This is a genomic window from Nonomuraea sp. KM88 (assembly GCF_052245635.1).
GTDB lineage: Bacteria > Actinomycetota > Actinomycetes > Streptosporangiales > Streptosporangiaceae > Nonomuraea.
Genome location: NZ_JBQQCC010000013.1, coordinates 255,866 through 276,567, shown reverse-complemented (window position 1 = coordinate 276,567; position 20,702 = coordinate 255,866). Strand labels below are relative to the sequence as shown.

Genomic DNA, 20,702 nt, shown 5'->3' with positions numbered 1-20,702 from the left:
GGACTGCCCATGAGATCCGCCAAGCTCACCCTGGACCCGGCGTTCGAGGTCGGCCCGGTCGAAAGGCGACTGTTCGGCTCGTTCGTCGAGCACATGGGGCGCTGCGTGTACACGGGCGTGTTCGAGCCCGGGCACCAGCGGGCGGGCGACGACGGGCTGCGCCGCGACGTCATCGACCTGACCAGGGAGATGGGCGTCACCACCGTGCGCTACCCGGGCGGCAACTTCGTCTCCAACTACGAATGGGAGGACGGTGTCGGGCCCGCCTCCGAGCGGCCCACCAGGCTCGACCTGGCCTGGCGGCAGATCGAGACGAACGCCTTCGGGCTGGGCGAGTTCATGACCTGGATGCGCGAGGTGGACGCCGAGCCGGTGATGGCGGTCAATCTGGGCACCAGGGGCATCCGGGAGGCGCGCGACCTCGTCGAGTACGCCAACTTCCCCGGCGGCACGCGGTGGTCCGACCTGCGGATCGAGCACGGCGTGCGGGAGCCGTACGGCATCAGGGTCTGGTGCCTGGGCAACGAGATGGACGGGCCCTGGCAGATCGGGGGCAAGACCGCCGACGAGTACGGCAGGCTCGCGTTCGAGGCGGCCAAGGCCATGCGCCGGGTGGACCCCGGCCTGGAACTCGTCGCCTGCGGCAGCTCGAACATGCGGATCCCGACGTTCGGCTCGTGGGAGGCCACGGTCCTGGAGCACTGCTACGACCAGGTCGACTACATCTCCGCGCACTCCTACTACGACCCGGTGGGCGGCAGCAGGGCCGACTTCCTGGCCTCGGCCGTGGAGATGGAGCAGCAGATCGAGGGCGTGATCGCCACCGCCGACCACGTGGCCGCCAAGCTCGGCAGCCGCAAGCGGCTGAAGGTCTCCTTCGACGAGTGGAACGTCTGGTCGCAGAGCCTGTTCGGCGGCGAGAGCAGCCTGGACTGGGAGCACGCGCCGCGCATCATCGAGGAGGAGTACGACGTGGCCGGCGCGGCCGTCGTCGGCAGCCTGCTCATCACCTTGCTCAACCACGCCGACCGGGTCGGCATCGCCTGCCAGGCGCAGCTCGCCAACGTGATCGCCCCCATCCGCACCGAGCCGGGCGGGCCGGCCTGGCGGCAGACGATCTTCCACCCGTTCGCGCTGACCGCTGCCCATGCCCGCGGCCGCATCCTGCGCGTGCAGGCCACGGCGCCGGTCATGCCGACCGAGCGGTACGGCGAGGTGCCCGTGCTGGCCACCGCGGCGACGCTGGACGACGACCGGCTCGCCGTCTTCGCGGTCAACCGCGGCGACCTGCCGCTGCCGGTGGAGATCGACCTGCGCGGCCTGCCGCAGGCGTCGGACCTCTCGCACGTCACGGTCGCCGACGACGACACGGGCGCGCGCAACACCGAGAGGGACCCGCACCGGGTCGAGCCGAGGGCCGTCGACGGAGCGAAGATCGACGGTGACCGGCTCACGGCGGTCCTGCCGCCGGTGTCCTTCAACGTCCTCAAGGCGCGGCTCTCCTGAGGAGCCGGTCCGCCATGTGATCACAAGACGTGACAGCTTCACGCCCAGGTCAGAGCGCGGAATCCACGGCGAACTTCTGGTGCGCCTGCATCATCGACGTCGACCGACCGCGTTCGGCCAGGGCCGAAGCCGACGCCCAGGCACGTGGCGAACCGCTAACCGGATTGCGCAAGCCGCCTGTCCGTGCGGAGCGGCCACGGGCTTGCCCAGCGCCCTTCTCCCGCATGCGGGCGGCCCGCGTCTCCTCCGTGGCCGTCCCCCTTCTCGCAGTGCGGGCACATTCGCCTGTACTTACCGATGCTCCGCGCTTCAGCGGCCGGGGGAGCGCTGGAGGTCCTGCGTGCCGATGACCTTGAGCAGCCGCAGCGCCTCGTACGACGGCGTGCCGGGCGCGGCGGTGTAGAGCACCACCATCTGGTCGCTCTCGGGCACGTGCAGGGCCTCGCAGTCGAGCTCCAGCCAGCCCACGGCCGGATGCTTGAGCCGCTTGCACGCCGACCGCCGCACCGTCACGTCATGCCCGGCCCACAGTTCGGCGAACTCGGCGCTGGACGCCAGCAGCCGTTCGACGAGCCGCAGGATGCCGGGGTCGTCGGGGTAGCGGGCGGTGGCGGCGCGCAGGTCGGCTACCGACTCCCTGGCGAACTGCCAGGACCCCTCGGGATCGTGGCGCGTCCTGGCCTCCGGGTCGGTGAAGAAGCGCCAGATGATGTTGCGCTCCGTCGCCGGCAGCACGGAGAAGTCGCTGATCAGCGCGGCGGCGAGCGGGTTCCAGGCCAGCACGTCGTACTTGGCGTCGATCACGAACGCCGGGGTGTCGTCCAGCCGGTGGAGCAGATGCAGCACGCCGGACCTGACGTCGCGCGGCGGCCCGGGCGGCGGGCCGGGCGGCTCGCCGGTCAGGTAGTACAGGTGGGAGCGCTCGTCGTCGGTCAGCCGCAGCGCCCTGGCGAGCGCGCCGAGCATCTGCCGCGAGGGACGCGGCCCGCGCGCCTGCTCCAGGCGGGCATAGTAGTCGACGGACATCCCGGCCAGCGCGGCGACCTCCTCGCGCCGCAGCCCCGGGGTGCGGCGGCGCCCGCCGCTCTCCAGGCCGACGTCGGCCGGTCGCACCAGCTCGCGGCGGCTGCGCAGGAACCCCGCCAGCTCCGCCCTGTTGATGCGGTCCATGTGGCCAGCATGCCTGACCTGCCGGACGGTAACCAGAGACCGCCGATCCGAGGTTCGGCGGGTCTCTACCGGTCGGGCGCAGCCCTGGCGAGGCTGAGGCCATGACGCAACAGAAGATCGTCCTCATCACCGGCGCGAACAAGGGCATCGGGTACGCCACCGCCCGCACGATCGGCAGGGCAGGCCACGTCGTGCTCGTCGGAGCCCGCGACCGGGAGCGGGGCACGAAGGCGGCCGCGGAGCTGGCGGCGGAAGGGCTGGACGCCCGCTTCGTCCGTCTGGATGTGACCGACCTCGCCACCGTGGAGGCGGCCGCCGCCTTCGTCGACCGGGAGTTCGGCCGCCTCGACATCCTCGTCAACAACGCCGCGATCAGCCGCGACCAGCACCGCGGGCCGAGCGAGATGCCGGTGGCGGACCTGCGCGAGGTCTATGAGACCAACGTGCTCGGCGTCGTCGCCGTGATCAACGCCATGCTCCCGCTGCTGCGCAGGTCGGCAGCCGGCCGCATCGCGAACGTGTCGAGCGGCCTCGGCACGGTCGCGTTCCTGACCGACCCGGCGCCCGAGCTGCGTCAGTACGCGACGCTGCTCGGCTACAACTCCTCCAAGGCCGCGCTGAACGCCGTCACCCTGATGTACGCGGCGGAGCTGCGGGACACGCCGATCAAAGTGAACGCGGTCTCGCCCGGTTTCTGCGCCACCGACCTCAACGGCCACCGCGGTGTCCTGAGCGCGGACGAGGGCGGCGCGCACATCGCCCGCCAGGTCACCATGGACCTTCCCCCGACCGGCGTCTTCCTCAGCGAGCTCGGCGGCAGCCATCCCTGGTGATCAGTCGAGTTCCAGGGCCCGGCGCAGCCACGACTCCACCCCGGCCACGTGCACGGTGGCCCAGGAGCGGGCGACGTCGGGCCGGCGGGCGGCGATGGCCTCGTAGATCGCGGTGTGCTGCTCCCTGGTCTTCTCCATCGCGCCCTCCTGCGTGAGCCCGCGCCAGACCCGCGCCCGGGTGGTCGGACCTGACAGGCTCTCGATGAACGAGCAGAGCACGCTGTTGCCCGACCCCCTGGCGATGCGCTGGTGGAACGTCAGGTCGTTGGCCACCAGCTCCTCGACCGTGGGCTCGGCGGGCAGCGCGTCGAGGATCTCGCGCAGCTCGGCGATGTCCTGGTCGGTCATCAGCTCGGTCGCCATCGCCGTGGCGGCCGGCTCGAGGATGCGGCGGACCTCGAAGAACTGCAGCACCGTGTCGTCGCGGTGCAGGTCGAGCACGAACGACATGGTGTCGAGCAGCAGGCGCGGCTCCAGGCTGGTGACGTAGGTGCCGTCGCCCTGGCGCACGTCGAGCACGTTGATCAGCGACAGCGCGCGCACGGCCTCGCGCAGCGAGTTGCGTGACAGGCCGAGCCGTTCGGCGAGGTCGGCCTCCTTGGGCAGCCGGTCTCCGGGAGCGAGCTCGCCGGAGACGATCATCTGCTTGATCTTGTCGATGGCCGCGTCGGTGACCGCCACGCTTCTCTCCCTAGACATCGGATGTCTAGGAGTCTAGGGCCTGGAAGCGGACCGGCTCGACACCGGCATGGCGGCGTACGTGGCCCTGCACCTCCAGGGCGCGCAGGTGGGCCGCGGCCTCGCCGGCCGCCATGCCTCTCAGCATGGGGGACAGCTCTTCCCATGGCCTGTTCCAGGTCATCATCGCGGCGACCTCCCAGATGGTCAGCGGCTCCGGCCGCTCGGCCAGGAGGACGCGCAGCCGCTGGAGCTTCTCCTCGTGATGGTCGCGGATCTCGGCCGCCCGCGCGGCCACATCCGGAAATGTCCATTCATGTGCTGGCAGCGCGTCCAGCGGCCCGAACCCGGCCACCCGGTCCAATGATTGCAGGAAATCACCGAGCGGATCGATGTCGTCCCGGTCATAGGGATAGATGCCGACGTGCGGGGTGATGCCGGGAAGCACGTGGTCGCCGGTGAAGAGCCGATCGGCGTCCTCCAGGTGCAGGCAGATGTGGCCGGGGGTGTGGCCGGGCGTGTGCACGGCCCGCAGCCGGCGCCCCGGCAGGTCCACCAGGTCGCCGTCGCGCAGCTCGCGATCGGGCGGCGCCGGCGGCGCGGGACGGCCGCCCATCGCCTCGCGCGCCTCGCCGGGATCGGCCCCCGCCCGCCTGAGCATGTCGGACTGGAACGCGTCGTGCGCGTCGCCCGCGTACTCGATCATGAGCCTGACCAGCGCCGCGTCGTCCTCGTGCATGGCGATCCAGGCGCCGGACGCCTCCCTGACCTGCCCGGCGAGCCCGGCGTGGTCGGGATGGAAATGGGTGACGACCACCCCGCGCACAGCGGCCACGTCCATGCCGAGCGCGGCCAGGCCGCCGCTGAGCGCCTCCCACGCCTCCGGGTGGTTCCATCCGGCGTCGACCAGCACCGGCCCCGCGGGTGACTCGACGGCGTAGACGAGCGTGTAGCCGAGCGGGTTGCCGGGGATCGGCACCGGCACGCTCCACACCCCGCCGCCGAGGTCCTGCGGACGTTGCTCGGTGTACGGCCTGCGTCTGGTCTTCATACGCCCCCGATCGTGTTTCCCTGCGTGACAAGTGTGCTGAAGATTCAGCCGATGCGCTCCAGGATCGTCGCCGTCGCCAGCGCCCCACCCGCGCACATCGTCACCAGCGCGGTCGCCGAGTCCGACCGCTCCAGCTCGTGCAGGGCCGTGGCGATCAGCCGCGCTCCCGTGGCGCCCACCGGGTGGCCGAGCGCGATCGCGCCGCCGTTCGGGTTGACCCGGTCCAGGTCGGGCTCGTGCACGCTGGCCCATGACAACACCACCGACGCGAACGCCTCGTTCACCTCGAACCTGTCGATGTCGCCGATCGTCATGCCGGCCGCGGCGAGCGCCTTCGCCGTCGCGTCCACGGGCCCGTCCAGGTGGTAGTACGGCTCCGCGCCGACGAGGGCCTGCGCCAGGATGCGCGCCCGGGGCCGCAGCCCGTGCCGGCGCGCCGCGCCCTCGCTCATCACCAGCACGGCCGCCGCGCCGTCGGAGATCTGGGAGGACGTGCCCGCCGTGTGCAGCGCGCCCTCCGCCACCGGCCTGAGCCCGGCCAGGCTCTCCACGGTGGTCTCGCGCAGCCCCTGGTCCCTGCGCACCTCGCCGACGGGCACGATCTCCCGCTCGAACCGCCCGTCGGCCCACGCCTTGGCCGCCAGCCGCTGCGAGCGCGCCCCGAACCAGTCGAGGCGCTCGCGCGTCAGGCCGCGCCGCCGCGCGATCCGCTCGGCCGCCGTGAACTGGTCGGGCAGGTCGATGGCCCAGTCGTCGGGGCGCGGGCTGGCGGGGCGTACGTTGCTGCCCAGCGGCGCCCGGCTCATCACCTCGACCCCGCACCCGATGCCGGTCTCGATCACGCCCGCGCTGATCAGGGCCGCCGCCAGGTGCACCGCCTGCTGCGACGACCCGCACTGCGCGTCGACCGTGGTGACGCCCGTCTGGTAGGGCAGCCCGGCGTAGAGCCACGCGTGCCGGCCGACGTGCCCGCCCTGCTCGCCCGCCTGCGTCACGCAACCGGCGAACACCTGGTCGACGGCGGCCGGCTCGAGGCCGGAGCGCCGCACCAGCCCGTTCAGCGCCGTGGCCAGAACCTGTTGCGGTTTGAGCTCGGCGAGCCAGCCCGCCCGCTTGCCGATGGGCGTGCGGACGGCCTCGACGATCACAGGTGTGCCCACTGTCACCTCCAGAACGATGCTCTGGAGGCGACTGTAACGCGTTCTACTTTGTCGCGGAAGCCTCGGCCGGCAACGTCTCCGGCAGGGCGAACGTGTCGAACAGGCGCTTCTCGAAGAACATCCCGACGTGGCTGATGTGCTCTCCGGAGAACGTCACCACCATCAGCGCGAACTGCCGGTGGACGCCGTCCTCGAGGTGGTAGAGCGCGTAGGCCGGCTGGCCGTTGGCCGCGATCGGCACCAGCCGCAGGTCGCCCGCCTTCTCCGCCGGGCAGCGCCCCTTGACGAGCTCGACGATCGTCCGCGGCCCTTGGTACCACCCCACGAACGGCGGCATCTCCCAGATCGCGTCCGCGGTGAACAGGTGGACCAGGCTGTCGATGTCGTAGCTCTCGAACGCCGCGACGTAGCGGTCGAGCTGGTCACGCTGCTCAGGCGTCAGCGGCTCGACCGGGTCGTCCATGGTCGGCGACACCTCCTTGAGCTGGGCACGGGCCCGCTGGTGGAGGCTGTTGACGGCCGCGGTGGAGACGCCGACCGCCTCGGCCACCTCGGCCGCCTTCCACCGCAGCACGTCGCGCAGGATCACCACCGCGCGCTGCCGGGGCGGCAGGTGCTGCAGCGCGGCGATCAGCGCGAGCCTGATGCTCTCGCGCGAGGTCACGATCGCGGCCGGGTCGTCGGCGCCCGCGCCCGCCAGCGCGTCGGGCACGGGCTCCAGCCACGGCACCTCGTGGTCCTGCACCAGAGGCGCGGTGGCCTCCGTGCTCGGCGCCCCGAGGCCCGTGGGCAGCGGCCGCCTGCCGCGGCTCTCCAGCGCGGTCAGGCAGGTGGTGGTGGCGATGCGATAGAGCCACGTACGCAGCGAGGAGCGACCCTCGAAGCCGTCGTAGGCGCGCCACGCGCGGAAGTACGTCTCCTGGACGAGGTCCTCGGCGTCGTGCACCGAGCCCATCATCCGGTAGCAGTGCGCCAGCAGCTCGCGCCGCATCGGATCAGCCTGCCGAAGGAAGTCTTCGTTCGTCGGCTTGTCGGTCATACCTCCCTGTATAAACGGCGCCACTGACATAACGGCGATTTCTTTACCATCGGCCCGCCGAATCGGGTGGAACAATCATGAATCGACAGGGAAACCACGACCGCTCGGCGGGCCCAGGGCGCGCTCCGTAACGGTGGCGCGCCACTGAAGGGTCAGCGGGCGTTTCCTGGAGGGCGGCCGGCCGGCGACGGCGGGTGGCCGGCCACGGCGGAGCCGTAAAGGATCTCAGATGCCGGCGAGCAGCCTGGTGGCGGCGGTCTCGATGCGGCGCTGGATCTGGTCGTACGTGCGCCGCCCGCGCAACATCTCCAGCAGCTCCTGCACCCACACGCTCGCCAGCGACCCCGCGAGGTCGAGCTGCTCCTCGCTGGCATCCTCGATCGGCAGGCCGTCGGCCGCGACGCGCAGCAGCAGCCCCGTCATCCGGTCGCCGAACGGGGTCTGCACCTCGGCCATGATCAGGGAGCGGATGAGCGCGTCGGCCAGCTCGGGCTCGCGCATGAGGCCGCGGGTCGCCCGCATCAGCACGTCGACCGCGCGGCTCGCCGGGGTGGCGGCGCCGGGCGGGCGCCGCTCGATGCTGCTCTCCAGCAGGTCGATCTCCTCGCCGACCACCGCCACGACGAGATCCATCTTGGACGGGAAGTAGCGGTAGAGCGTGCCGAGCGCCACGCCCGCGCGCTCGGCCACCGTGCGCATCTGCATGGCCTCGACCCCGCCGCGCGAGGCCAGCGCCGCCGCGGCCTGGACGATGCGCTTGCGGCGCTGGTGCTGGCTGCGACTACGGACGCTGTGCCCGCCAGGGGCGGGGTGGCTGTCGGTGGCCCCGTCGTGTGCCCCGTCGGCGTCGCCGGAGGGCGCAGGGGGCGTCGCGTGCGTGGTACGCATGAGAACACGTTATCTGACTTCTCGATGGCGCGGCTTGTTACTCACGGGTTACAAACTTGCCGTATAGCCCCATGTCTATGGGGTTACAGGCGTATATCCCGACTTATTGGGATTGGTGACTACTGGACAGATATTAGAATCTGTTCTAGTTTACGATTCGTCTGACCTAGCGCTTGCTGGAGGAGCAATGATCGCGGACACGCTCGCGTCCCTGCTTCTCGCCCGGGCCGACGACGACCGGCCGGGGCTCATGTACGAGGACGCGGTGTGGTCGTGGCGCGAGCACGTCGCCGCCTGCCGGGCCGCGGGCGCGTGGTTGTCGGGGCAGGGCGCGGGGCCGCACGTCGGGGTGCTCGGCGACAACGTTCCAGGGCTGGTCCTTCTGGTGGGCGCGGCGGCGCTGGGCGGGCCCGTGGTGGTCGCCCTGAACCCGACGCGACCGGCCGGCGAGTTGATCCGGGACGCCCGCGCCACCGACGTGAACCTCCTGCTCGCCGACGCCCCTCACGCCGAGGCCGCCCGTACCGTCGCCGAAGCCCTCGGCATCGCGACCCTGCCCCTGCCCGCAGGCCCGCCCGCTGTCCCGCCGGTGACCTCGCAGGTGGTTCCGGCTGAGCCCGCGGAGCCCGGGGACCTCGTCATGTTGTTGTTCACGTCCGGCACCTCGGGACGTCCCAGGGCCGTACGGATCACGCAGCGCAAGCTCGCCGTCCCCGGCACGAGCCTGGCCGCGCTGCTCACGCCCGAGGACGTCGTCTACTGCTCGATGCCCCTCTTCCACTCCGGCGCCCTGATGGCCGCCTACGCCCCCGCCGTGGCGTCGGGGGCGGCGCTGGCGTTGCGACGGCGCTTCTCGGCCTCCGGGCTGCTGCCCGACATCAGACGGTACGGCGGGACGTACCTCCATTACGTGGGCAAGGCGCTCTCCTACGTCCTGGCCACTCCGGAGCGCCCGGACGACGCCGACAACCCCCTGAAGGTCGCGTTCGGGAACGAGGGGAGCGCGGTGGCGGTCAGGAGGTTCGGGGAACGGTTCGGCTGCCGCGTGATCGACGCCTTCGGCTCCACGGAGACGGCCATCTCGTTCAGCCCCGACCCGGCAGGGCCGCCGGGTTGTCTCGGCAGGCTCCCCGAGAGCGTGAAGATCCTCGACCCGTCCACCGGACGTCCCTGCCCGCCTGGCCGCATCGAGCAAGGCCGCCTGCTCAACCCGGACCAGGCCGTCGGCGAGCTGGTCAACACGGCCGGGCTCGGGCTGTTCGAGGGCTACTACAACGACCCGGAGGCGGACGCCGAGCGCGTCAGGAACGGTGCGTACTGGTCGGGAGACCTGGCCTACACGGACGCCGGCGGGTACGTGTTCTTCGCGGGGCGCGGCACGGAGCGCCTGCGCGTGGACGGCGAGAACCTGGCCGTCGCCCCCATCGAGGCCGCGCTGCGGGAGTTCGGCGGGGTGGTGGAGGCGGCCGTCTATCCGGTGCCCGACCCGGCGGCGGGCGATCAGGTCATGGCGGCGCTGGTCATGGAGGGCCCCTTCGATCCGGCGGCGTTCCTGGCCTTCCTCGAGTCGCGCCGCGACCTGGGCGCCAAATCCTTACCCCGCTATATCCGCCTTTCTGATCACTTACCCCAGACGCCGTCGCACAAGGTCATCAAACGGATCCTCGCCCGCGAGGCCTGGCGCGCCGCCGGCCCGGTCTGGCTCCGCACTCCCAGCGGATTCCGGCAGCTGACCGACGCGGACGTCAAGGGGATCGAGGAGGAGTTCGTACGGCACGGCAGGTACCACCTCTTGGAGCGCTGATGGATTTCAATCTGGACGAGACCCAGCAGGATCTGCAGAAACTGGCGGCCGAGGTCCTGGCCAGGGAAGGGGACGAGGACCGGCTCTGGCAGGCCGGGCTCATGGGCGTGTGCGTCCCCGAGGCGGCGGGCGGGGCCGGGCTCGGCCCGGTGGAGATGGCCGTGGTGCTGCGCGAGGTGGGGGCGCGGGCAGCGCCTGTCCCCGCGCTCGCCACGTTGGTGAGCACGCTGGCCCTCGCCCGCTATGGCACCCCTGACCAGCAGCGTCGCGTCACCAGGGCCACCGTCGCGCTCCGCGAGCCCGGCCGCGCCCTGTCCGATCCGCCCGTGACGGCCGCGCGCCGGGCCGGCCGCGCGCCGGACGACGGGACCGGCGCGACGGTTTCGCCCGGTGCGCCGGACGACGTGAGGGGCATGACGGCTTCTCCCGGTGCGGGCGATGGCGGGTGGCTGCTGACGGGGCGGAAGGTGTCGGTGCCCCATCCCGGTGCGGCGGTGCTGGTCGCCGCCGACGAAGGGCTGTTCCTGGTCGAGGCTCCCTCCGACGGCGCACGGCCCGGGGCGTCCGGCGGCGCATGGGCAGGGGCGTCCGGCGGCGCGCAGGCCGGAGTGTCCGGCGGGGTGCCCGATGCCGGGGTGCGCGGGATGGAGGTGATCCCCGAGTTCGCCTCCACCGGCGAGCCGGTGGCCACCCTCGTGCTCGACCGGACCCCGGCCGAGCGGGTGGGCGGGCCGGAGGCGGTGGACGGGACCAGGCGGCTGTTCACGGCAGCGGTCGCCGCCCAGGCCGCCGGCGTCCTCGCGGGGGCGCTGGAGCTGACCACGTCGTACGTCAGGACGCGCCGGCAGTTCGGCCGGGCGCTGGCCGAGTTCCAGGCGGTGACCATGCAGATCGCCGACGTCTACATCGCGGGAAGAGCGCTCGACGTGGCCGTGTGGTCGGCGGCGTGGCGGCTGGGGGAGGGGCTGCCGGCCGACCAGGACCTGGCGCTGGCCGCGTACCACGCCGGCGAGGCCGTCAAGGCGCTCCACACCTGCCAGCACCTGCACGGAGGGCTCGGACTCGACGTGACCTACCCGCTGCACCGCTACTTCGCGCAGGCCAAGCACCTGTCCCACCTGCTCGGCGGCGCCGACGCCCAGCTCGACCTGATCGGAGCGCTCGTCTGATGCTGATCGACCTCACTCCTCCGCAGCGCGCGCTCCGGGACGAGTTGCGCGAGTACTTCCAGGGCTGCCTGACCGCCGAGGACCGCAGGAAGATCGCCGCGGACCCGTTCGGCGAGACGTACATGGAGCACTGCCGCAACCTCGGCCGCGACGGCAAGCTCGGCCTCGGCTGGCCCGAGGAGTACGGCGGTGGCGGCTACGGCCCTCTGGAGCAGCAGATCTTCGCCAACGAGATCGCGCGGGCGGGCGTGCCGTACCCGATCATCACGGTGCAGACCGTCGGGCCCACGCTCATGCAGTACGGGACGCGGGAGCAGAAGGACTTCTTCCTGCCGCGCATCCTCGCCGGCGAGTGCCACTTCGCCATCGGCTACAGCGAGCCGGAGGCGGGCACCGACCTGGCCTCCCTGCGGACCACGGCGGTGCTCGACGGCGACCACTACGTCGTCAACGGGCAGAAGATCTTCACCAGCGGCGCGCACTACGCGCAGTACATCTGGCTCGCGGCCCGTACGAACCCCGAGGCCAGGAAGCACAAGGGCATCACCATGATGATCGCCGCCACGGACGACCCCGGCTTCTCGTGGACGCCGATCGTCACCATGGACGGCCGCCACCACACCAACGCCACCTACTACTCCGACGTGCGCGTCCCCGTGACCATGGTGGTCGGCGAGGTGGACCGCGGCTGGGACCTGATCGTCAACCAGCTCAACCACGAACGCGTCACCCTGGGCCCCGCTGGGAACCTCGGCCAGACCTACGACCGTTTCCTCGCCTGGGCCCGCCGTACGGGCCTGGCCGACCATCCGGACGTACGGCGCGCGCTGGCCAGGGTGTGGGCGGCGTTCCGCACCAACGAGCTGCTCAACTGGCAGGTCGCGGCGAACATGGACCTCGGCTGGCTGGGGGCTCCCGACGCGTCGGCCACCAAGATCTACGGCTCGGAGCGGATGCAGGAGGCGGGCAGGATCGTCGGCGACACCCTGGCCAGGTACGGCGACCCGTCCGACCCGGAGACGGCCGAACTGCTCGAACGCGTGGACCACGGGGTCAAGGGCGCGGTGGTGCTGACGTTCGGCGGCGGGGTGAACGAGGTGCAGCGGGAGCTGATCGCGATGCTGGGCCTGGGCCTGCCGAGGCCCCCGCGATGAGCGACCCGCGACCCGCGACCCGCGCTCCCGCGATGAGCGAGGACGAGCTGCACGAGCTCGCGGGCAAGCAGGCGGCGCTGGGCGAGGTGCGCGGCGCCCCGGCCCCCGACCCCGTGAACGAGCCCATGATCCGGCACTGGCTGGCCGCCATGGGCGACGCCAACCCGGCCTACCTGGACAAGGGCCTGGCCCCGCCCGCGATGGCGCAGGTGTGGACCATGCGGGCCCCGCGGGCCAAGGACCGCTCGCCGGTGGACGACCTGCTGGCCGCGCTCGACGCCGCCGGCTACACGGGCGTGGTGGCGACGAACTGCGAGCAGACCTACCACCGCTACGCGCGCCTGGGGGAACGGCTGACACCCGCCACCAGGTTCACGGACCTGGCGGGCCCCAAACGGACCGCGCTCGGCGTGGGCTACTTCGCCACCTGGAACGTCACCTGGTACGGCGACGGCGACGAGCCGGTGGCGGAGATGCTCTTCCGCGTGCTCAAGTTCCGGCCGCGGGAGGGCGCCCGCGAGGAGCGGTCCCCGTACCCGCTCCAGCCGGCGATCAACCAGGACACGGCCTTCTTCTGGGAGGGCGCGAAGATCGGCGAGCTGCGCATCCAGACCTGCGCCGACTGCGGGCGGTTACGCCACCCGCCGGGCGCCCTGTGTCCCCGCTGCCGCTCCTCCCGCCTCACCTACACGGTCGCGAGCGGCCTCGGGACCCTCTACAGCTACGCCGTCCACCACCATCCGCCGGTGCCCGGCCGCGAGACCCCGTTCGTGGTGGGCGTGGTGGAGCTGCCGGAGGGCGTACGGATCGTCGGCAACGTCGTGGACTGCCCGACCGGGCAGGTGGAGATCGGCATGGCGCTGCACGTGACGTACCGGCCGATGGACGACCGGCTCGTCCTTCCGATGTGGGCCCCGGAGGAGCCGTGATGCGAACGCTGACAGCGGACGAGGTCGAGGCCGGTTCCGGGCTGCCGGAGTCGTCGATCGACCTCACGCCCACCGTGGTCGTCTCGACCGCCCTGGCCACCATGGACTTCACCCCGGTGCACCACGACCGGGACCGGGCCCGCGCCCAGGGCTCGAAGGACATCTTCCTCAACATCCTGACCACCATGGGCCTGGTCGAGCGGTACGTCACCGACTGGGCGGGTCCCGAGGCCGTCATCAGGGGCATCGACGTCAAGCTCGGCGTCCCCGCGTACGCGGGGGACCGCCTGAGCTTCACCGGGACGGTTGTGTCGCGCGAGGGCGGCCATGCCACGGTCGAGGTGCGCGGCGAGGTGAGCCTGGGCTTCCACGCCACCGCCACCGTCTCCCTGATCCTCCCCCCAGCCGGTTGAACCAGAAGGAGCAGGCGTTGTCACGAACGAGCGCCGCCATCGCGGGCATTGGCGCCACCGAGTTCAGCAAGAAGTCAGGACGGCCGGAGCTGCGGCTCGCCGCCGAGGCCGTGCTGTCGGCGCTGGACGACGCCGGGCTGTCACCCGGCGACGTGGACGGACTGGTGACCTTCACCCAGGACGCCAACCAGGAGATCGCCGTCGCCAGGGAGACCGGCATCGGCGAGCTGACGTTCTTCTCCCGCGTCGACTACGGAGGCGGCGCGGCCTGCGGGACCGTGGCGCACGCCGCCATGGCCGTGGCGATGGGGATGGCCCGTACGGTGGTGTGCTACCGCGCCTTCAACGAGCGTTCGGGACGCCGCTTCGGCCAGCCGAACGCACAGGTGGGCGGCGAACCCACCTCGCAGGGGCTGGAGATGAGCTGGCACGTGCCGTTCGGGTTGATGACCCCGGCGGCCTGGGTGGCCATGTTCGCGCAGCGCTACCTGCACGTCCACGGCGCGACTTCCGAGGACCTCGGCCGGGTCGCGGTGGCCATGCGCAGGCACGCGGCCACCAACCCGGCCGCCTGGTTCTACCAGCGGCCCATCACGCTGGAGGAGCACCAGGCGTCGAGGTGGATCGTCGAGCCGCTGCACCTGCTCGACTGCTGCCAGGAGAGCGACGGCGCGGTGGCGCTCGTCGTGACCAGCGCGGAGCGCGCCCGCGACCTGCGCCGTTCCCCGGCGGTCATCACCGCGGCGGCCCAGGGCGCGGGCGCGGACCAGATGATGATGACGAGCTACTACCGGGACGACATGACCGGCCTTCCCGAGATGTCCGTCGTCGGCCGGCAGCTCTGGGAACAGTCCGGCCTGACGCCCCAGGACATCAGGACCGCCATCCTGTACGACCACTTCACCCCGTTCGTGCTCACCCAGCTGGAGGAGCTCGGCTTCTGCGGCCGCGGCGAGGCGCCGGAGTTCCTCAGGGACGGGGGCATCGAGCTGGACGGCCGCCTGCCGGTCAACCCGCACGGCGGGCAGCTCGGCGAGGCGTACATCCACGGCATGAACGGCATCGCAGAGGCGGTGCGCCAGATCAGGGGCACCGCCGCCAACCAGCTCACCGGCGTCACGAACGTCCTCGTCACGGCGGGAACGGGCGTGCCCACCAGCGGTCTCATCCTGTCCGCGGGCTGACCCGCCGGCCCGGGTGGCCGGCGGGGTCTCAGCCGTTGAAGATCGGCATGGAGAAGAAGACGATCATCGCGATCGCCACGCACATCAGGAACCCGACCAGCTCCCAGGCCCAGTCGTGGTGGCGTTCCCTGCGGCGCCGCGCCTTCTGCGGCCCGACCGGTGCCGGACGCCGTTTCGGCGCGGGCCTGGCCCGCACAGGACGCGGCGCCAGCAAGGACGCCTCGCTACCGTCGCGACGGGACGCCTCGCGAGCGGGCGGCTCGGACGCGGACGGCTCGGACGCGGACGGCTCCGCTGCACGCGGCTCGATCCCGGACGGTTTCCGAGCGGGCGGCTCGCCGACGAGGGCTTCCTCGCTCCGAGGGTCCTTCTGCAGGTCAGGCAGCCGATAGACCGGCTCGGACGGCTTGGCGGGCCCGGTGGGCGGCGTGGGCGCGGCGGCCGGTCCCGCGGCGGCCTTCCCTCCGGTCCTGGTACGCGGCCGGAACAGCGGCGCGGCCTCCCGCACCTCGTCCTCCCCCCGCGGCGGCGGGACCGCACGGACCGGACCCTTGTGGACGAGGACGTCCCCGGTCATGTACGGGTCGGGCGCGTCCTTGGGCAGGATCACGTCGCCCGTCGCGAACGGCCCGGGACCGTCGGGCTCGGGAGCGGCCATGAAGAACGGTCGTTCCCCCGCCGGCGAGGAGGACGGCCAGGGGCCGCCGAGCGGATCCCTGAGCGGCCTGATGGAGCCCAGCGGGTCGCGCAGCCGATGGTGATCGTCGGTGGACTCGCGGAACTTGGGCATCGGGGCGGTGGTCGCGTCGTGCTCCGGCACCTGCGCCGGCGAGGGCGGCGTCAGCAGCTCGGCCGGGAAGATCACCGTGCTGGTGGCGGGATCCGCTTCGGCCAGTGGCTGCGGCCACATCGGCGGGCTGGGCCAGCGCGGCTTCACGAACAGCGGCCCGGGAGCCGCGGAACGGGAGCCTGCGAAGTGGATGCGCAGCGCGCCGGGCGGCTGCGGCCACGGCAGGCGGCCGAGCACGTCGTGCAGCGGCGCCACGTGCAGCGCGCCGTAGACGTCCGCCACCGGCTTGGGCACGCGGAGCCCGGTCGCTGCCAGTGCCGTGCCGAGCGCTTCCCTGAACCGGTTCGCGGCCGCCACGGTGAGCTCGTCGGCGGTGTCGGGCGCGAGGTCCAGCACCCACGCGAGCTCGGCCCTGCTCAGCCCGCACACCGCGGACAGGACCAGCACCTCGCGCTGGTGGGGGCGCAGCTCGCGCAGGACGCGCTCGACGAGGGCGGTGGCCGGGTCGATGAGCGGGTCGACGGCGGGCGGGGAGTAGACGATGTCCCGCCGGTGGATCTCGCGGCGGGCGAACGCGTAGAGAGCTGCGCGGGGCGGCTGGGCGACCGGGACCCCGGTCAGCACGGCAACCAGGACATCGGAGGCTGAGCCGAGGTCGCCGAGCTGGTCAGCGCAGTACGCGAACAGCCCCGCGGCATGACGGTCGTAGAGCTCTGCGATCAGTTCGGCGCGGGGGCGCTGATCGGTGAGCGGCTGGGACACGGGCCGATCCTCTTGCTGTGGGCCGACGCTGAGGGTGAGGGTGCGCGTCAGGAGATTGTTGTGGTAATCATGCCAACCCGGATGGTCCGGCGCACTACCAGATGCAGATTTCGGGTAAATATCCCTGGTCAGTGAAACGCTTAAGCCCGCCCCGATGGGGACAGAGCGGGCCGGATCACCGTAGTGTGTGGGTTCAAGAGATCATGCGGCGGTCGTGGCAGGGGGCTGCGACCCCTGCCACAAGCCCACCGAGCGAGAGTTCGCGCGTGATCACATTCGACGCTGTCACCAAACGTTTCCCGGACGGAACGGTCGCCGTGGACGACCTCACCATGGAGGCTCCCACAGGCGAGATCACCGTGCTCGTCGGGCCCTCGGGCTGCGGCAAGACGACCTCACTCCGGATGATCAACCGCATGATCGACGCCTCGGAGGGACAGATCCTCCTCGACGGCGTGCCCGTGCAGAGCATCGACCCTCCGACCCTGCGCCGCGGCATCGGGTACGTCATCCAGCAGGCCGGCCTGTTCCCGCACCGGAAGATCGTCGACAACATCGCCACCGTCCCCTACCTCCTCGGCTGGGACCGGAAGAAGGCCCGCGACAGGGCCATGGAGCTGCTCGAACGCGTCGGGCTCGACCCGGCGCTGGCCGGCCGCTACCCGTTCCAGCTCTCGGGCGGGCAGCAGCAGCGCGTGGGCGTGGCCAGGGCGCTGGCCGCCGACCCGCCCGTGCTGCTCATGGACGAGCCGTTCAGCGCGGTCGACCCCGTGGTGCGCACGACCCTGCAGGAAGAACTGCTCAGGCTGCAGGACGAGCTGAACAAGACCATCGTGTTCGTCACGCACGACATCGACGAGGCCATCAAGCTCGGCGACCGGGTGGCTGTGCTGCGCGTCGGCGGCCGGCTGGCGCAGCTGGCCGCGCCCAAGACGCTGCTGTCGGAGCCGGCCGACGACTTCGTCCGCGAGTTCCTCGGGCACGACAGGGGGATCAGGCGGCTGCAGTTCGTCTCGACGGAAGGGCTGCGCCTGCGTACCGATCTGACGGTCCGGCAGGACGGCGGCGACGGCTCGTCGCAGGAGCCGTGGCGGCTGGTCGTCGACGAGCAGGGCGGGCCGGTCGGCTGGATCTCCGGGGCGCGCCCCGGAGAGCTGGAGCCGTTCGGGACGTTCCTGTACGGCCGCGACTCGATGCGCTCGGCGCTCGACGCGGCGCTGCTGTCGCCGTCCGGCTGCTCGGTGGCCGTGGACGACGAGGGCAGGGTCGTCGGCGTGGCCACCAGGGAGGCGCTCGACGAGGCGCTGGCGGAGGCCGCAGATGGGTGACGGTCCTCCCTCCCTGTGGGAATGGATCGGGCGCAACTGGGACACCGGCCGGGCGGGCAGCATCAAGGACCTGCTCATCGACCACCTGACCATGTCGCTCGTGCCGATCCTCTTCGCGCTGATCGTGGCACTGCCGCTGGGCCTGGCCTGCGTGCGCTGGCGCTGGCTCTACCAGCCCGCCTCCGGCCTGATGAACGTCATCTACGCGCTGCCTTCGCTGCCCGTCTTCATGCTGCTGATCTCGGTGACCGGGCTGTCGCAGACCACGGTGATCATCCCGCTCGCCTTCTACGGCGTGGCCGTCCTGCTCCCGGCCGTGGTCGGCGGGCTGGACTCGGTGCCCGACCACGTGCGCCAGTCAGCGGTCGCGATGGGCTTCTCGCCGCTGCGCCGGCTGCTGGCGGTGGAGCTGCCGATCGCGGTGCCGGTGGTGCTGGCCGGCCTCCGGGTGGTCGCGGTCTCCAGCATCAGCCTGGTCAGCGTGGGCGCGCTGATCGGGCAGGGTGGCCTCGGCGGGCTGTTCACCCGGGCGTACCAGAACCCGTTCATGCCGCCGGTGATCGTCGGCATCGTGCTGATCGTGCTGCTGGCGCTGATCGCCGACGGCCTGCTGGTCCTGGCTCAGCGGGTGCTCACCCCCTGGGTACGCGTGCGGAAGGGGGCGGCGTCGTGAACTGGCTGACCTCGTTCTTCGTCTGGATAGCCGAGTTCTTCGGCAACGGCGCCAACTGGTCGGGGCCCGGCGGGATCCCCATGCGGCTGCTGGAGCACCTCGAATTCTCGGCGCTGGCGCTGCTGCTGGCCGTGCTGGTGGCCGTGCCGCTGGGGCTGACGATCGGGCACACGGGCCGGGGTGAGGTGCTGGTCGTCGTCTCCGCGAACCTGGCCAGGGCGCTGCCCACGCTGGGGTTGCTGGTGATGTTCGTGTTGCTGCTGGGCACGGCCTCGATCTGGCCGGTGATCATCCCGCTGGTGTTGCTGTCGGTGCCGCCGATCCTGGTCAACACCTTCGAGGGCGTCAAAGGGGTCGATCCCGAGCTGCGCGACGCGGCGTACGGGATGGGCCTGCGCGGCGGGCAGGTGCTCGGCCGGGTGCTGGTGCCGGTCGCGCTGCCGCTGATCCTGCTGGGCTGCCGGCTGTCGGCGATCCAGGTCGTGGCCACCACGACGGTCGCGGCCTACACCGGGCTCGGCGGCCTCGGACGCTACGTGATCGACGGTTTCGCGACGAAGGATTACGCGAGCGTCGTCGGGGGTTCTGTACTCATTGTGCTGTTCGCCCTGGTGGTGCAGCTCCTGTTCGCGCTCGCGCAGAGGGTGACGGTCTCGCCGGGGGTGAGCCAGCGAGTGAATGTTCGATAACCTCCTGAATTACCTCCCGCTTGAGAAGGGAAACACCATGAGACGCATGTTCGGCACCGCGGCGGTGCTCGTGTCAGCGGTCCTCACGCTGGCCGCCTGCGGTGGCGGCGGCAGCACGGGCAACCCGCTCGACACCACGAGCGCGGCCCCCAGCGGTTCGGCCTCGGGCGGGGGCAAGGCCGTCATCGGATCGTTCGACTTCGACGAGAGCGTGCTGCTCGCCTCGATCTACGCCCAGGCCCTCGAGGCCAAGGGCGTGCAGGTCGAGGAGAAGCCGCGCATCGGCAGCCGCGAGGCCGTCTACGACCAGGTCAAGAGCGGCGGCCTGACCATCGTGCCGGAATACAACGGCAACCTGCTCGCCTTCATCGACCAGGCGGCCACGGCCGCCACCACCGACGAGGTGAACACCGCGCTGAAGGAGAAGCTGCCCACCGAGCTGGAGGTGCTCGACTCCTCACCCGCCGAGGACAAAGACACCCTGTCCGTCACCAAGGACACCCAGACCAAGCAGTCGCTCACCACCATGGAAGACCTCGCCAAGGTCTCCAAGAGCATGATCGTCGGTGGCCCGCCCGAGTTCAAGAAGCGGTGGGAAGCACGGTTCAAGGACGTCTACGGGGTCGAGTTCAAGGAGTGGAAGCCCACCGGGCCCACCACGGCCGACGCGCTGAAGGACGGCACGATCCAGGTCGGCAACGTCTTCAGCACCGACCCGAAGATCGCCGCCAACAACCTGGTGCCGCTCCAGGACACCAAGAACATCTTCCCGGCCCAGAACGTGACGCCGCTGCTCCACAAGGCGTCCGCCTCCGACACGATCCGCACGACGCTCAACGGGATCTCCGCCAAGCTGACCACGGAGTCGTTGCTGGAGATGATGCAGAAGATCTCCGTCAACAAGGACGAGCCCGCCATGGTGGCCGAGGAATGGCTGACCTCCAACGGCCTCGCCTGACGCCCGCCGCGAGGGCCTCACGAAGCCGGAGGCCCTCGCGGTGAGCGAGTTCACGGAGGCGATGGCGCAACTCGCGGCCGGCGTGGCGGTGGTGACCGTACGCGACGGGCGCGACGACCTGGGCGCCACGATCTCGGCGCTGATGTCCGTCTCGATGGAGCCGCCGCTCGTTCTGGTGAGCCTGGGCAGCCGCGGCTACCTGAACGAGGTGCTGCTGCGCCAGGACCGCTGGGTAGCGTCACTGCTGTCGTCGGGTCAGGCGGCCATCGCCAGCCGGTTCGCCACCGCCGGGCGGCCCAGCGCCCGCCTGCTGGTGGCCGGCACACCGCACCACCGGGGGCCGCACACGCAGGCGCTGGTGGTGGAGGGCGGGGTGGCCGCGCTGGAGGCCGAGACCACCAAGGTGGTGCCGGCCGGCGACCACACCCTCTACATCGCCACCGTCCTCGCGATCGACTACGTCGAGCCCGAGCTCCAACCCCTCGTACGACTCCGCGGCCGCTATCGCCCGACAGGCGCGTGAC

At 71.6% G+C, this 20,702-nt stretch carries 20 protein-coding genes; 13 read left to right on the top strand and 7 right to left on the bottom strand.

Going from position 1 to position 20,702, the window contains the following annotated elements; genetic code table 11:
• Positions 1-9: 9 nt before the first annotated feature.
• Entirely contained in the window at positions 10-1,506 is a 1,497-nt protein-coding gene (gene arfA, locus ACTWPV_RS33875; protein ID WP_347645477.1) for an arabinosylfuranosidase ArfA, read from the top strand.
• 309 nt (positions 1,507-1,815) lie between these two features.
• Here the strand turns inward: arfA and ACTWPV_RS33870 are convergent, their stop codons facing one another.
• On the bottom strand, positions 1,816-2,676 hold the full coding sequence (locus tag ACTWPV_RS33870; RefSeq protein ID WP_443154871.1) for a helix-turn-helix transcriptional regulator: 861 nt from the start codon (positions 2,674-2,676) through the stop codon (positions 1,816-1,818).
• A gap of 101 nt (positions 2,677-2,777) precedes the next feature.
• Here ACTWPV_RS33870 and ACTWPV_RS33865 point away from each other — a divergent pair, with 101 nt between their 5' ends.
• The gene (locus ACTWPV_RS33865; RefSeq protein ID WP_443154870.1) at positions 2,778-3,509 is read left to right on the top strand and encodes an SDR family NAD(P)-dependent oxidoreductase; all 732 of its coding nucleotides are present in this window, start codon (positions 2,778-2,780) and stop codon (positions 3,507-3,509) included.
• On the opposite strand, the gene ACTWPV_RS33860 is transcribed toward ACTWPV_RS33865, so the two are convergent.
• The 5 genes from ACTWPV_RS33860 to ACTWPV_RS33840 form a co-directional block, all read right to left on the bottom strand.
• Positions 3,510-4,190, bottom strand: coding sequence for a FadR/GntR family transcriptional regulator (locus ACTWPV_RS33860; RefSeq protein ID WP_347645474.1), 681 nt, complete (start codon positions 4,188-4,190; stop codon positions 3,510-3,512).
• Positions 4,191-4,215: 25 nt separating this feature from the next.
• Complete coding sequence (locus tag ACTWPV_RS33855; protein ID WP_347645473.1) at positions 4,216-5,238, bottom strand: MBL fold metallo-hydrolase; 1,023 nt, start codon at positions 5,236-5,238, stop codon at positions 4,216-4,218.
• Between the two features lie 44 nt (positions 5,239-5,282).
• Positions 5,283-6,398: a steroid 3-ketoacyl-CoA thiolase gene (locus ACTWPV_RS33850; RefSeq protein WP_347645547.1), complete on the bottom strand. Its 1,116-nt coding sequence runs from the start codon at positions 6,396-6,398 to the stop codon at positions 5,283-5,285.
• Between the two features lie 43 nt (positions 6,399-6,441).
• Complete coding sequence (locus ACTWPV_RS33845) at positions 6,442-7,437, bottom strand: sigma-70 family RNA polymerase sigma factor (protein ID WP_347645472.1); 996 nt, start codon at positions 7,435-7,437, stop codon at positions 6,442-6,444.
• Positions 7,438-7,662: 225 nt separating this feature from the next.
• Complete coding sequence (locus ACTWPV_RS33840; protein WP_347645471.1) at positions 7,663-8,325, bottom strand: TetR family transcriptional regulator; 663 nt, start codon at positions 8,323-8,325, stop codon at positions 7,663-7,665.
• Between the two features lie 187 nt (positions 8,326-8,512).
• On the opposite strand from ACTWPV_RS33840, the gene ACTWPV_RS33835 reads away from it, so the two are divergent.
• From ACTWPV_RS33835 to ACTWPV_RS33810, 6 genes are read left to right on the top strand one after another with little or no spacing between them, the layout of a single operon-like run.
• Positions 8,513-10,129, top strand: a complete 1,617-nt coding sequence (locus ACTWPV_RS33835) for an AMP-binding protein (RefSeq protein ID WP_443154869.1) — start codon at positions 8,513-8,515, stop codon at positions 10,127-10,129.
• Positions 10,129-11,298 (top strand): acyl-CoA dehydrogenase family protein, encoded by a 1,170-nt coding sequence (locus ACTWPV_RS33830; protein ID WP_443154868.1) that lies wholly within the window; start codon positions 10,129-10,131, stop codon positions 11,296-11,298. Before ACTWPV_RS33835 ends, ACTWPV_RS33830 begins: the two co-directional genes overlap by 1 nt.
• Positions 11,298-12,452, top strand: coding sequence for an acyl-CoA dehydrogenase family protein (locus ACTWPV_RS33825; RefSeq protein ID WP_347645468.1), 1,155 nt, complete (start codon positions 11,298-11,300; stop codon positions 12,450-12,452). Before ACTWPV_RS33830 ends, ACTWPV_RS33825 begins: the two co-directional genes overlap by 1 nt.
• Entirely contained in the window at positions 12,449-13,381 is a 933-nt protein-coding gene (locus ACTWPV_RS33820; protein WP_443154867.1) for a bifunctional MaoC family dehydratase N-terminal/OB-fold nucleic acid binding domain-containing protein, read from the top strand. Before ACTWPV_RS33825 ends, ACTWPV_RS33820 begins: the two co-directional genes overlap by 4 nt.
• The gene (locus tag ACTWPV_RS33815; protein WP_443154866.1) at positions 13,381-13,794 is read left to right on the top strand and encodes a MaoC/PaaZ C-terminal domain-containing protein; all 414 of its coding nucleotides are present in this window, start codon (positions 13,381-13,383) and stop codon (positions 13,792-13,794) included. Before ACTWPV_RS33820 ends, ACTWPV_RS33815 begins: the two co-directional genes overlap by 1 nt.
• A gap of 17 nt (positions 13,795-13,811) precedes the next feature.
• Complete coding sequence (locus tag ACTWPV_RS33810) at positions 13,812-14,978, top strand: lipid-transfer protein (protein ID WP_443154865.1); 1,167 nt, start codon at positions 13,812-13,814, stop codon at positions 14,976-14,978.
• A 28-nt stretch (positions 14,979-15,006) separates the two neighbouring features.
• Here the strand turns inward: ACTWPV_RS33810 and ACTWPV_RS33805 are convergent, their stop codons facing one another.
• Positions 15,007-16,530, bottom strand: a complete 1,524-nt coding sequence (locus ACTWPV_RS33805) for a hypothetical protein (RefSeq protein WP_443154864.1) — start codon at positions 16,528-16,530, stop codon at positions 15,007-15,009.
• A 266-nt stretch (positions 16,531-16,796) separates the two neighbouring features.
• Between ACTWPV_RS33805 and ACTWPV_RS33800 the strand changes: the two genes are divergently transcribed.
• From ACTWPV_RS33800 to ACTWPV_RS33780, 5 genes are read left to right on the top strand one after another with little or no spacing between them, the layout of a single operon-like run.
• Positions 16,797-17,858: an ABC transporter ATP-binding protein gene (locus ACTWPV_RS33800; RefSeq protein ID WP_443154863.1), complete on the top strand. Its 1,062-nt coding sequence runs from the start codon at positions 16,797-16,799 to the stop codon at positions 17,856-17,858.
• Positions 17,851-18,531, top strand: coding sequence for an ABC transporter permease (locus ACTWPV_RS33795; protein ID WP_347645462.1), 681 nt, complete (start codon positions 17,851-17,853; stop codon positions 18,529-18,531). The genes ACTWPV_RS33800 and ACTWPV_RS33795 overlap by 8 nt, the downstream gene beginning before the upstream one ends.
• Positions 18,528-19,220, top strand: coding sequence for an ABC transporter permease (locus ACTWPV_RS33790; protein ID WP_443154862.1), 693 nt, complete (start codon positions 18,528-18,530; stop codon positions 19,218-19,220). The genes ACTWPV_RS33795 and ACTWPV_RS33790 overlap by 4 nt, the downstream gene beginning before the upstream one ends.
• A gap of 37 nt (positions 19,221-19,257) precedes the next feature.
• Complete coding sequence (locus ACTWPV_RS33785; protein WP_443154861.1) at positions 19,258-20,178, top strand: glycine betaine ABC transporter substrate-binding protein; 921 nt, start codon at positions 19,258-19,260, stop codon at positions 20,176-20,178.
• A gap of 40 nt (positions 20,179-20,218) precedes the next feature.
• Entirely contained in the window at positions 20,219-20,701 is a 483-nt protein-coding gene (locus ACTWPV_RS33780) for a flavin reductase family protein (protein WP_347645459.1), read from the top strand.
• Position 20,702 lies beyond the last annotated feature (1 nt).